The organism is Virgibacillus sp. L01 (assembly GCF_052246775.1).
Lineage (GTDB): Bacteria > Bacillota > Bacilli > Bacillales > Amphibacillaceae > Lentibacillus.
The window spans coordinates 364,853-377,896 of record NZ_JBQQCP010000002.1 but is presented as its reverse complement, the minus strand read 5'-3'; the positions used below and the strand labels follow the sequence as shown (position 1 = coordinate 377,896).

The 13,044-nt window shown below is 37.8% G+C and carries 13 protein-coding genes; 4 read left to right on the top strand and 9 right to left on the bottom strand.

Annotated elements, in window-relative coordinates; all coding sequences use genetic code 11:
• Positions 1 to 113: 113 nt before the first annotated feature.
• The 4 genes from ACTWQM_RS07005 to ACTWQM_RS06990 form a co-directional block, all read right to left on the bottom strand.
• A complete protein-coding gene (locus ACTWQM_RS07005; protein WP_443257462.1) occupies positions 114 to 833 on the bottom strand; it encodes a GntR family transcriptional regulator in 720 nt (239 codons plus the stop codon).
• A 260-nt stretch (positions 834 to 1,093) separates the two neighbouring features.
• Positions 1,094 to 1,603 (bottom strand): TRAP transporter small permease subunit, encoded by a 510-nt coding sequence (locus ACTWQM_RS07000; RefSeq protein WP_443257461.1) that lies wholly within the window; start codon positions 1,601 to 1,603, stop codon positions 1,094 to 1,096.
• A gap of 25 nt (positions 1,604 to 1,628) precedes the next feature.
• A complete protein-coding gene (locus ACTWQM_RS06995) occupies positions 1,629 to 2,732 on the bottom strand; it encodes a TRAP transporter substrate-binding protein (protein WP_443257460.1) in 1,104 nt (367 codons plus the stop codon).
• A 111-nt stretch (positions 2,733 to 2,843) separates the two neighbouring features.
• Positions 2,844 to 4,154, bottom strand: coding sequence for a TRAP transporter large permease (locus tag ACTWQM_RS06990; protein ID WP_443257459.1), 1,311 nt, complete (start codon positions 4,152 to 4,154; stop codon positions 2,844 to 2,846).
• Between the two features lie 754 nt (positions 4,155 to 4,908).
• Between ACTWQM_RS06990 and ACTWQM_RS06985 the strand changes: the two genes are divergently transcribed.
• From ACTWQM_RS06985 to ACTWQM_RS06975, 3 genes are all read left to right on the top strand, one after another.
• Positions 4,909 to 5,175: a DUF1292 domain-containing protein gene (locus tag ACTWQM_RS06985; RefSeq protein WP_443257458.1), complete on the top strand. Its 267-nt coding sequence runs from the start codon at positions 4,909 to 4,911 to the stop codon at positions 5,173 to 5,175.
• Positions 5,176 to 5,305: 130 nt separating this feature from the next.
• Positions 5,306 to 5,794 carry a pyridoxamine 5'-phosphate oxidase family protein gene (locus tag ACTWQM_RS06980; protein WP_443257457.1) on the top strand — a complete coding sequence of 163 codons (489 nt, stop codon included), beginning with the start codon at positions 5,306 to 5,308 and terminating at the stop codon, positions 5,792 to 5,794.
• A 134-nt stretch (positions 5,795 to 5,928) separates the two neighbouring features.
• Positions 5,929 to 6,102, top strand: a complete 174-nt coding sequence (locus tag ACTWQM_RS06975) for a hypothetical protein (protein ID WP_443257456.1) — start codon at positions 5,929 to 5,931, stop codon at positions 6,100 to 6,102.
• Positions 6,103 to 6,422: 320 nt separating this feature from the next.
• Here the strand turns inward: ACTWQM_RS06975 and ACTWQM_RS06970 are convergent, their stop codons facing one another.
• On the bottom strand, positions 6,423 to 6,500 hold the full coding sequence (locus tag ACTWQM_RS06970; protein ID WP_443257486.1) for a putative holin-like toxin: 78 nt from the start codon (positions 6,498 to 6,500) through the stop codon (positions 6,423 to 6,425).
• Between the two features lie 410 nt (positions 6,501 to 6,910).
• Between ACTWQM_RS06970 and ACTWQM_RS06965 the strand changes: the two genes are divergently transcribed.
• On the top strand, positions 6,911 to 8,578 hold the full coding sequence (locus tag ACTWQM_RS06965; RefSeq protein WP_443257455.1) for a peptide ABC transporter substrate-binding protein: 1,668 nt from the start codon (positions 6,911 to 6,913) through the stop codon (positions 8,576 to 8,578).
• Between the two features lie 262 nt (positions 8,579 to 8,840).
• Here the strand turns inward: ACTWQM_RS06965 and ACTWQM_RS06960 are convergent, their stop codons facing one another.
• The 4 genes from ACTWQM_RS06960 to ACTWQM_RS06945 form a co-directional block, all read right to left on the bottom strand.
• Entirely contained in the window at positions 8,841 to 10,535 is a 1,695-nt protein-coding gene (locus tag ACTWQM_RS06960; protein WP_443257454.1) for an ABC1 kinase family protein, read from the bottom strand.
• A 220-nt stretch (positions 10,536 to 10,755) separates the two neighbouring features.
• On the bottom strand, positions 10,756 to 11,382 hold the full coding sequence (locus ACTWQM_RS06955) for a sterol desaturase family protein (protein WP_443257453.1): 627 nt from the start codon (positions 11,380 to 11,382) through the stop codon (positions 10,756 to 10,758).
• An 82-nt stretch (positions 11,383 to 11,464) separates the two neighbouring features.
• On the bottom strand, positions 11,465 to 12,166 hold the full coding sequence (locus ACTWQM_RS06950; protein WP_443257485.1) for a GntR family transcriptional regulator: 702 nt from the start codon (positions 12,164 to 12,166) through the stop codon (positions 11,465 to 11,467).
• A 269-nt stretch (positions 12,167 to 12,435) separates the two neighbouring features.
• The gene (locus tag ACTWQM_RS06945) at positions 12,436 to 12,993 is read right to left on the bottom strand and encodes a DUF1697 domain-containing protein (RefSeq protein WP_443257452.1); all 558 of its coding nucleotides are present in this window, start codon (positions 12,991 to 12,993) and stop codon (positions 12,436 to 12,438) included.
• Positions 12,994 to 13,044 lie beyond the last annotated feature (51 nt).

Genomic DNA, 13,044 nt, shown 5'->3' with positions numbered 1-13,044 from the left:
CTTCTATTATATAAAATAATGGTACAAAAATTCAATGTTTTTTGTTAATTCTGATATTAAGATATTCAATATGCTTTATTATGAAATATGATAAATAGAAATTGCTGTTAAAACTAACCAAACTTTCTCGATAATTTTATTTTAAACATATACATATCACTCCGATAATATGCTTCTTCCATTTCAATTATGGTACCCGCCTGATCTTGAATAACACGCTCCGCAATTAGAACGTTCGTACCAGGTGTAATGTCCAAATAATCTAAGTCTTCCTGTAACATTTGCCCACTTGAGATTGTTTGATCTGCTTCAGCAAACTGTATACCTAATTCGTGTTGAACTAAATCATATAGTGTAGCGTTATCCAGGTCGTATTTAATTAAAGCTTCTCCAATAGCAATTGGGTAGTAATGTCGTTCCACGCCAATCGGAATATCATTCGCAAATCTTACCCGTTTGATAAAATATGCTTCCTTAAAACCAGTCTGCTCCTGGATATATGCTGGTGGTGTAGTCTTATAATGTGTGATTAGTTTAGCCCCTGGTTTCATTCCTATATGACGGATTGTCTCCGTCGTACTACTTAAGTTCCCAAGCCAATCATGAAGCGGTTTTACCGAAACAAACGTACCTTTCCCATGCCTTTTTTCAAGGATCCCTTCCCGAACTAATAGATTAATAGCTTCCCTAACGGTACTTCTGCTAATACCAAATTTATTCATAAAGTCTCGCTCACTTGGTATTTGATCCAAAAATTCTCCGTCAGTAATTTGTTTTTCTATTCTATTTTTTAACTGCAAATGAAGTGGTAAATAACTCTTTTGGTCTAGCATTAGTACAACCTCGTTTCAAGTTTAGGAATTAGTTTATTAAATTATATGTAGTTTATAACGAAGTAGTATTGGAATCAACTTAAAAATAGAAAAAGGATTGAAAATACTGAATATTTTTATGATATATTCCATTAATAGTAACCGGTAATTTTATGATGAAAGTAAAAAAAATAAAGCCTGTTGCTTAAACTAAGAGCTTAATTTAAGCAACAGACCTAAGTTTGTAGAAAGGGGCAAACCAATCCTTCAATGAGAATAATTTATCGCTTTTCATTACCAATGACTGTTTGTACGTCAATGACAAGTTTTTTAATAGCAACAAGCAGTACACAAAAAACTCCAATCGGTATAAATGCCTTCAAATGGTAAAGTGGGATTGGAACCGCCGTTGGTGTAGTTTGTTTTAGTGCAAAGGAAGCTTGTGCTGCCTCTATTCCTTTCGTGATCAAGACGTACAAATACAAAAATGTTAAACAGAAGGTGAAAATATCAACAATTGCCTTTACTCTAGGTGGAAATTTAGCATAGAAGAGATCAAGTTTGACAAATGCCTCTTTATTTAGGGCATATGCTCCAGATACGCAAGCTAATAAAACCATAGCATACTGAATGGTTACCGAAATCCACAGTGAAGGCGAGTTGAAAAAATACCTCATTATCACGTCAAATATGCCAAAGGACATAACATAAATAATAATCAGCCACCCAATTCTACCCATTATTTCGCTAATAGAATCGATAACATGTTCGACCATGCTCCAAGTTTTCATTTTTGTAAATTCGCCCCCTTTCTATTTATTCGATCTTGCCTTTGTCTTTCATGAATTGTTTCCAAAGTTTAACTCCCTCTGCGTTAAGTTCGCTTTCTTCAGCAATCTTAGGCCATATCTCATTTATTGCCTTTTCACGCATTCGGTCTACTTCTTCATCACTTAGCGTGATAACCTCTCCACCACTATCTTTCAAAACTTGTAAAGCTTCATCAACTTTTTCAGCATGCATCTGACTCGTCTTGAAATAGGTAGATTTGAATATATCATCAATTTGGTCTCTCTGCCAGTCATTCAGAGATTTCCAAGAATCCTGATTCACATATATCTCTTGATGTTGTGCTGGGGTCCATCCTGGTAATATTGCATAATCAATGACTTCCTGAAACTTCATATCATCGATCCCACCCGTATCCCAGAACGTACCTTCAATTGTCCCTAAGTCAATGGACATATAAATTTCTCCTCCAGGTAATGAAACTGGCACTCCCCCCATAGTCTCTAAGAAAGTAGCTTGCGGTCCACCAGCCCTCATTTTACGTCCCTCGAAATCTTCTAATTTAGTAATTGGAGAGTTCGTAAAGGCTGCATTAGGTCCCTGATTCGTCCAACCTACCCAATGAAGACCAATCTCGTTTGCAGCTTCCTGAACAAGTTCACCAATACGGTAGTCTGGGTTCCCCCACATAGCTTCCCAAGCTTCTTCCGTGTTATCTGCCCCCATTGACATTCCATAAGCTAATGTTCCCTCAGGCATACTGCCACCATAAACAGTTGCCCATCCAGCATAAAGATCAGTCGTTCCCGCAATAGTTGCACCAAAAGCTTCATCTCCACTTGTAATTGACCCTGCTGGGAGCAACTCAATTTCAATCGTCCCCTCCGTTGCTTCCTCTACAGCCTTAATCCAAGGTACGACACCATTATCCCAGCCAGCATCGGATGAATCAAAAGCAGGTTGAAAGACCCACTTAGTTACTTCGTCGGGTGGTCCACTTTCTCCCTCAGAACTTGCATCAGAATCAGAAGTGCCTTCAGTTTCACTTGCTGTATCCTCTTGGCAGCCAACTAGAACAAAGATAGAAAAAACGAGTAACAGTATTAAATACAGAAATGAATATCTCCTCATATAATTTAGTCCTCCCTTTTATTAATTTTGCATGAAGACTTTTACCAAAACTTGAATATATCACCTCCCTTTTTCTTAAGAATCACTCACTACCTTCTTTAATAGACCCCCTTAATCCATAATGGTATTAGGAAGCCACAGTGCAAGTTCAGGGAACAGAAGTAGTAGAATTAAAGCAAGTAATTGAATAAGTATGAACGGTAAAACGGACTTATAAATATCTCCCATAGATACACCTTTAGGCAAGATACTCTTAATCCAGAACAGAACAAAACCAAATGGTGGAGATAGGTAAGCCATCTGGATATTGACAATAAATAGAATCCCAAACCATAAAAGGTTAATATCCATAATGTTGAGGATTGGAACAAACAAAGGGGTAACAAGCATAATTATGGCCCAGTCATCCATCACCATCCCTAAAATCATGATGATGAACATCATCATGATGAGGACACCCCATTCTCCACCTGGCATGGAAGTAACCAATGAGGTAATAACATCTTGAGCACCAACAGCACTAAATACGTTCACAAAAAGGTTTGCTCCAATTAAAATCCATAATCCCATTCCAGTAAGTTTGACCGTGAATTCGAGAGAATCTTTTAATATTTTCCAAGTGAGCTTACGGTACACAATATTAATGAGTAATGCTCCACTTGCACCGAATGCCGCAGCTTCTGTAGGTGTCGCTACTCCAAGCCATATAACACCCAAAACAAGAAATACAAGTACTATAAATGGCCAAATACTAAGGACTGTATTAACCTTTTCCCTAAAGGAAAACCTTTCATCCCGGGGTAGGGGTGGCCCCATATGTGGCTGGATTTTACATCTAATTACAATATAAATCGAATACATGATAGCAAGCATTATACCTGGTATAACGCCACCCAGGAACAAAGCCCCAATGGATTCGTTAGCTAATAACCCGTAAAATATTAATGGGACACTAGGTGGAATAAGAGCTCCTAGTGCTCCACCCGCTCCAATAGATCCAATCGCAATTCCCCGATGGTAGTTGTACTTCATCATAGAGGGGTAAGCGATTTGTCCCATTGTAATCGTAGCAGGAGGGGTAATCCCTGTAATAGCAGCAAATAGAGTACTAACCTGCACAGTCCCAACGGCTAAACCACCTGGAAGATGTCCAATTAATTTATAAGCTGCATCATAGGCAGATTCTGCAATCCCCGAAAAACGTATAAGATTCCCCATAAATAAAAACAATGGTACTGTTACTAAAATATGCTGCCACGGTGTAGAAAAAAAAGCACTAGGTGCAGCCATTAGGGTATGCGGAGTTAACAAATAAGCAAATAGAACAGCCGTACCCCCTAGGCCCAGGGCAACTGGTAATCCTAAAAACAATACAAAAAAGAGGCAAAGGAACATTAGTAAGGCTATAAGTTCAACACTCAATCTACCATATCCTTTCTACATTTAGTTAGCACCTTTTAAGTGGAAGGAGGGTATTCTTATCAACTCTTTCAATGCAATCCATAAAAATTGATTAATGGATACCTCTTCCTCTATTATTTCTTTAATATTTGAATCATAGAATATGACGTATATAAGATTAGATTAGAAAACTTGGCTTATCGCCAGCGAAAACCTTAGGTGCACTTATGCAGTAAGAAAGTATTTATACTTTCTTTACTGCCACAATTCCAGCCGTGGATCAAAGTTTGAAGAACAGTTTCTAAAATATGTAACATTTGGGCAAAACTTAGCTCGGATTTCCACTGCTGTACATTTGATCACCTCCTTGAGATAATTATTAGCTATGAGTAATTACTCAGTTACTTAAAGGCGTATAGTTGTCATCAATACAAAGGTGGTTCTTCTATTTTTTTACTCTATTTTCATTAAAGCAAAAATATACACAAAATTCAATATATTAAGAAATTCAACTTATTACATATTTCTATAGTCATTATCACAAATTCTCATAATTAATTCTGAGGGAACAAACATCAACACTGTCCTGACACTATGTACAAGAGACATCTTAACCTTAATTTCTTGAAATTACTAGATACAATTATAGAGTATGATAGAAATAATACTGCTTCAAAACAGTGCTTCACTTTTTAATAACTTGCATTAATTTCATACTTAAAGGAAAGAATGTTACCATGACTTTTAAGAACTAGCATAAGGAGGATTATTTAAATTGGACAAAATAGAAGTTGGCGAAGTTTTTACAATAAGTGACGAGTCAGAAGAGGAACAATCTGTTGAAGTACTGGCAAAGGTTACATTAGAAGGAACTGACTATGTGGCAGTCAGCTTTGTACAGGACTTACAAGCAGAAAGTAAAGATGACATTGATCTCTTCTTCCTCAAAATAGACGATGACAATGATTTATCAGCAATTGAATCCGACGAGGAATTTGACAGAGTTTCAGAAGCATTTGATGCAATTTTAGATGAGGAATAATGTTTTAAAGGGAGCGACATTTAATGGTCCTCCCTTTTTTAATTTAATGATGATGTAATAAGCATTTACTCTTTTTCACCTGAATAAAAGTTGGTCTAGAGGGCATTATTACCTTGAAGGAGTGATAGAAATGGCAAACATCATGAAACAAGATGATATTGAAACATTGAGAGAGTTAATTAAAGATGCAGACACGGCCATGTTGACTACAGCTACTGAAGAAGGGCTTGTTTCTCGTCCCATGAAAACACAAGAAGTAGAGTTTGATGGTGACTTATGGTTTTTTACCAAAAAAGAGACAAATAAATATGATGAAATATTACATAATCAAGATGTTAATGTAGCATATGTAGGTAAATCTTATGTTTCCGTCCGTGGTAGAGCGGAAATCGTTGAAGATTTAGGCAAGAAAAAGGAATTGTGGAGCAAAATATACGAGAAAATAATGCAAACTTCTTATGATGATCCTAATGTTATTTTAATAAAGGTGAATGTGGAAGCAGCCGAATATTGGGAAGAAGGAAATTTCATAAAGAAAATTGCATTTTACTATAAACGCATGACAAAGCAAAGTTCTAAATCAACAGACATTAATGAAACATTAGAATTTAATAATTAATAACAAAAGTGGATTTTACATACTTCAAATGTGCACCAAGGGGACATTTAGGGACAGGTTCCTTGTCCCATTTTCACTGAACCAGACAATAAGTTTTTCGATATAAAAGGTGACGATAAGTTAGAAGGAACTAAGTGATAGTAAAGAAAGAAATGCAAATGCTACTGCCGATGTTGACTTCGGCGATACTCCAATTATTCAGCTTTCACCGCATCTACACAGATGATGTACTCATTCAGCAAGGGATTGGAGATTTTCCTACACAGAAACCCAGTTCACCAATCCTCGCTCTAATACTAGTTTTATAGCCTCAAAAACAAAACTATCTCCTAACAGTACCAAAAAGGAAATACCAGTTCATTAGGAAGTGTTACATAATTAGGAAAGCATTTATAACTTAGCGGGATACCGCTTGATGAACCCCTGTATATTGATAAAGTAAAAATTAAGTAAGATGTTTAACATTTAATCAAAATAAGGTATACTATAAACAGAGAGTCATACATTAATAAAGACTGAATGGTGCGCTAACACCATTCAGCCTACGTGTAATAGCCCTTCAAAGGGGCGGCTCACGTAAAGAGTTAAGAAAATAACTACCCTAAACGCTTGCGCAGGCTCAGGGTGGTTATTTTTTGTTTGACATTATCGCAACAATTAACGTTCCGAACGAGATCATGAGAAACATGGTCTCAAAAAATGTCATAGGCATCACCCCCTTTGCAGGGAAAGTGAGCCACCACCCATGAAAAAACCTGATTACACTGTCTCTATTATATCAAAGATTCTTGAACTATTAATGATAATAAACAAATTCTCCTCAGATTAAAAATGCCTGTCCTTGACACTATTCATGCCGCCCCCTTCTATGACCTTATTATTAATTTGCTTGCACCCGCCATCCACATTATATAAATATAGTGAACCATTAACAAACGATGTCCAAGAAAATTATTATGATAAGGCTTACTTTTATAAAAAATTACAAATTCCGATAAAATTCTATCATTTCTCACTTTACAAACTAAGTTAACGGGATTACAATATTACAATGTTGTAAAATTTCCATTAGATTCAATACGGTTAATTTTCAAAAAAAACATAGGAGGGGCTCAGATGAACTTAAAAAAATGGGTTATATTCGCAGTACTGACTCTATTATTAAGTATATTGGCCGCGTGTTCAGAGGACTCTAATGACGCAGCGGATTCCAATGATTCAGCAACAGAGACAACAGAAGATGGAGAGAAAGTATTAAACTTTACAAACAAAGTAAACATCGCAACCATGGACCCTTCAATCGCAACAGATGAAGCTTCCTTCAATTTTTTAGCAGCTACCACGGAAGGGCTATATCGGCTTGATGAGAACGCAAAAATTACGGAGGGCATTGCCACGGGACATAAAGTTAGTGAAGATGGACTTACATGGACATTTACATTAAGGGAAGATGCAACTTGGGGAAATGGTGATCCCGTAACCGCTCATGATTTTGTTTATGCATGGCGCCGTGCGGTCAATCCAGATACTGGATCTGAATACGGTCCATATATGATGAATAACGTAATTAAAAATGCCACAAAAGTAAGCGGTGGGGAACTTCCTGTTGAAAAACTAGGTGTAAAAGCTGATGGAGACTATACATTAGTAGTTAATCTGGAAAATCCAACACCCTATTTTGAGTCGTTAACAACCTTTGGTACCTTCTTCCCGCTGAACCAGGATTTTGTCGAGGAACAGGGAGATAAATTTGCCACAAATTCTGACACAGTATTAGCAAACGGGCCTTATACATTAGAAAATTGGGAAAGTACCAGTGATTCATGGGAATTAGTTAAAAATGATAATTATTGGGACGCAGATGCAGTTAAGATGGATAAATTGACGTTCAAAGTAGTAAAGGATCCGCAGACTGCTGTTGATTTATACGAATCAGGCGCAATGGACCGGATTGACCTATCTGCTGACCTTGTTGATAAATATAGTACACACGAAGATTATGTCGTATCACCGGACACTTTTGTTCACTTTATAAAGTTCAACCAGACAACATCTGAAGCACTTGCCAACAGAAATATTCGGGCTGCAATCAGCAGAGCCTTTAATAAACAAGCATTAGTGGATGAAATTCTTAATAATGGATCCATCGTTGCTAACGGGCTGATACCTAAAGACTTCACACCGCTTCCAAAATCCGGAGAGGATTTCCGTGAAGTAAGTGGTGACCTTGTAACCTATGATTTGGAAAAAGCAAAAAAATTGTGGGAAAAAGGGTTAGAAGAGCTTGGCACAGATACAGTAGAGTTAGAATTATTAACTGGGGATGATAAAACAACAAAAACGTTGGTAGAATATCTTGCAAATCAGCTATCTACAAATCTGCCAGGATTAAAAATTAATTTAAAACAAGTACCTAAAGAACAACGTCTTGATTTAGATACAAAGATGGATTATCAACTTCAAGTATCCAGATGGGGTCCAGACTTCCTTGATCCATTCACATTTATGAACCTTTGGACAACTAAAAGCGGAAACAATATGATGGGCTATTCCAATCCGGAATATGATAAATTAGTCAAAAAAACAGCAACAACATTAGCTTCTGATAATGCAGCACGCTACGAAAACTTCTTAGAGGCTGAAAAAATTCTCTTTGAGGATGCCGCAATTGCACCAATCTATCAAAGCTCAAGAGCCCAACTAATTTCACCGAAAGTAAAAGGTATTCACGTCAACCCATTCGGAGCAACATATGAATATAAATGGGCAGATGTAGCAGAGTAATCCAATAAAGTAGCAGGATCCAGTAATGTTGGATCCTGCTACTTTACTATTTATACCTCACTTTTTTGTGGGACATTTAGGGACAGGCCCCTTGTCCCGCTTTTCACTAAACTAAACAAATTCAATTGCTACAAAAAAGGTGACCATCAATACAGCAAGAATAAGAAAAACGACAAGTGTCTGCTTCATTGTTGACCTCCTCTATAACAGTACTTGTTAATTTGTGTTACCCACTTTCCATTCCGTTCAATCTTAGAATCTCTTACATCCGTCCTGATCGGATAATCGTTATTACCATAAGCACAAACATGAGAGCGGCGATGACTGCACCAATTTCAATGATTGGCAGGTTCCAGATGATGGTGTCCTGTCCGACAATTGCTAGGCCGATGATTAGGCTGCCCATTAAAATACTAAAGGCAAGCATCAGAACGCTGAACGACAACCGATTACTGATCTTGTCCACCCTGCGCATGATTTGATCGCCGCGTTTCACATTAATATCCAGCCCGATCTTGCCTTTCTTGATCACGTCCATTACTTCCTTCAAATCACTTGGCAATTCGGAAATAATACCAATGTCTTCACCAATCTCTTCCAATGAATTTCGGATAATTTCCCTAGGGCGATAACGCTGCCACATCAGCTTTTGTGCAAAAGGCTCCGCTGACCGCATTAGGCTGAATTCCGGATCGAGCCGCTGGAGAACTCCCTCAAGCGTCAGGATTACCTTGCTGACCAACGCCAGTTCTGTTGGTATTCTTATGTAGTTATGATATGACACATTCAATATTTCCAGGATAACTCTGCCGAGGCTCAGCTCTTTCATTTTGATATTTTCATAGCGTACATGCAAGTCGTCCAAGTCACGCTGTAATGCCTCTGTGTCTGTATCCTCACCGATAATGTCCATCTTAGAAAATGTTTTAATCATCGACTTCGTATTACCCTGATGAAGGTTCACGAGAATTGAAGCAAAATACTGTCGTGTCTTTTTATTAATCATTCCGGTTTGCCCGAAATCCAGTAAGGCAATCGAGTTCTTTGGCAACACATTAATATTACCGGCGTGTGGATCGGCATGAAAAAAACCATTCTCAAAAAGCTGCCGAAGTATTGTATCCGCAAGCCGCCGGGCAATTTTAACTCGGTCATACCCATTAGCATCCAGTTCCTCAATTTTGGAGATCTTTATGCCCTCGATTTTTTCCATCGTCAATACCCGTTTTGTTGAAAAATCCCAGTAAACATTCGGAACTTTTATAAACGCATCATCCTCAAACTGCTTGGAAATCCGTCCAGCACCAAGACCTTCCATTAAGTAATCCAGTTCATTTCTTAGCGAATTGGACAGTTCATCAATAATGTCACAGATACGGTATCGCTTTGCCCAGGCAGTGCGTTCCTCCAGTATACGCCCAAATCCCTGTAAAATTTCCAAATCGGTTTCAATCTTGGATTTCAGCCCTGGTCGCTGCACCTTTATAACGACATTCTCGCCACTAAAAAGCCTGGCAGTGTGTACTTGTCCGATTGACGCTGTCGCAAGCGGGGCGTCATCCACGTGTGCAAAAAGATTGCCGAGTTCATCCTCAAGCTCTGACTCTATTGTAGAACGCACATGTTCGAATGGAATTACCCGTGCATGATCCTGAAGCTTTTCCAATTCTTCTATTATTTCACGTGGCAGTGCATCATGGCGGGTACTGGCAATCTGGCCGAGCTTAATGAATGATGGCCCCAGATCCTGCAATGCATGCCGCAGCCGCTTTCCAACATTTTTCATGTTTCGATCGATTTCTTCAGCACCCTGTCCTGCTGCCAGTCCTCGGTCTGCCAAGCCAACCCGAAACAGGAAATGGCTGAATCCATTTTTCATAAGTACATTTATAATTTCGCGATAACGCTTTGTATGTCTGAATCGTTGCCCGAGCAAATTAATCAGCTCCTGTTTCATCTAATTTTGCATTACTTACTTCTTCCTCTTTTACGATACAGCTAAACGGCATCACACACAACAATTCTGCCATGCCTATCAGCTATCTTATGAAAATTAGGACTCAATCATGTCAGGTGCTTAATCAGGATGTTCGCTAAATTAGATGAATTGGAATTCTGGTAAGGGAATCCGGAATTAATCTGTATGGGAGGATAATATCAGTAGCTAAAATACCTGGTTAGTTAATGTTCTTTCGGCTGCGTTTTTCCAAATTTCTTGCTGTTTCACTTTTTTCAACATACTTGTGATCCCTATATGTGCCAAGTGTTTTATCAACGGTCGTATGTGTGACACCGTACCAATAATTTTCATTTTTAAAATGGTGCCAGAGGTGTGTTTTTTTAATGGTTCTTCCTAATTGTGTACGTGGTTTTATCGGCTTATGAGCAACATAATGCTTCCATTCATAATAAAGAAAATAGCCCATAACTCCCGCCAGAAAAGCTATTGTAAGCTGGAAGTTTTGCATAATCAGATAGAAAACGGATGAGCTAATGACAAAGTTTGGGATACTGAACCAAAGTGGTAGAAACAGTAAGCGCAGATCACTGGGGTCAACATGGTGATCATAATGTAATCGCTTAATCATTTTTAATAAGAAAGGATTCTTTGGTGTTTTGATATGAAATAAATACCGGTGAATCATATACTCACTCAGTGCATATCCAATCATACCAACCATAATCGCAATCCAAGTTCCATAATCCAATAAATTCATTGATGTAAAAATGACAACCGGGATAAATAACACAAGCATAATGGTTACATCAGGAAATGTGAAAAACTCTTTTAAATACTTCTTCATGAAACCCACTCTCCTTCTTAGAAAATTTGGCTTAGCCTTTGTTGCTTTTCACAGTAAAAAAGGATCTACACTGTCTTAACTGCTAATAAAATTCCTTATCACCCTGTACACCTAACGAAAGATGACTTTTCCATAAAGCATAGCTTTTTTCCATCATCGACCGGGAAACTTTTTCTGCCTGCTGATAATCCCCTTTAAGTGCAGCTGCCATAAGTTTTTTATAGTAACTAGACGAAGCTTCACGGCAAAATGAATATGAAAAATAGCGCGTAGCCATCTTTGTATAAGCACCATCGAAACTGTTTAGTGTTAATAGAAAGACTGGATTTTCCGCCAGAGCGGCTATATCCTTTTGCAACTTCCAATCATATTCCGCATAATCTTCCGCTTTGTCTTGCAAATCATCCATTTGAGAAAGCAAACCAACTACTTTTGGGTGGTGTTTCCTGACAGCTTCTTTAACATATTGAGCAGTTATACCAATACGAAACTCCAAAAAGTAAAGTACAAATTCATCTGGAATCTCATCAAGAGACTGTACAATATCAACGATAGTATGCACATTCCCTTGTTTCCAAAAATCGTTTACAGTCGCGGGCATCCCTTTCCTTAATGTCAGCCAGCCAGAACGATTCAACTTCTGCAGTACTTCCCTGATTGTTGGTCTGCCTACGCGAAAGGCAGCTGCAAGTTCTCTTTCTGGCTGCATCGAGCTATTAATTGGATATTCCCCTTGAAGAATTTTAATGATAAGGTTTTTTTCAATTTCCTTTGAAGATCTGATTGTGTTACATCTCCTTTGGTATTTCCATTAATTACTTTGGTATTACCAATTATATTACACTATCAATTTTAAGAATTCAATAAAAATTCAGATAAATATAATTTGAAATAAAAAATCCATCTTGAAAAAGGTTTGATCAAAACGGATACAGATAGATTTCAATTTGATTTTTATTAGAACACTTGGCATTCTCCAAGCTTTTGGTAAATGGAATAGGTGTTTATTCTCGCCTATTGACGCTATACTCAGAGTAGCACTTTTCTAAAAGATCATATATTCCTTTCATTTACCATTGCGCCGATCTTACTTAAAGTTTTCCAGTTACGAATTGTCACAGTAACCCCTAATTTCTGAAGGCTTTTGGCCAGATTGGAATTTTGAATACTATGATGGAATAAGAGGTAAATTTCCCGGCCCTCGATTAGATATGTTTCTTTTTCATTTTTATAACTGCTTAATCGTTTAATTCCTTCATGCGACGGAGGTCTGGACAGTAAAGCAACATATAGACTTTCTCCTACTGCAGATGCTTCTGCCTCAGATATGGTTTTCTCTGAAAATGGACAATTTCCGATAATCCTTTCCAGTTCCGTAGCTGTTCTTAAAATAACGTTTATAGAAAAGCCAAATCCTCCTTCAATTTTCTTTTCGATTTGTTTCTGCAACGCTTCTTCCTTTTCATTCGATTCGAACAGGATATTACCGCTTTGGATATAAGATTGAACCCGATTAAGACCTATCGTTTCAAGAAAGTACCTCAATTCAGCCATTTTTATTTTATTCTTTCCACCCACGTTAATACCACACAATAGTGCGACATAAATCATTTTCGATCCCCCTCTTCCGGCTGTTCGACACCATTCAAAATGGGCGCGCTT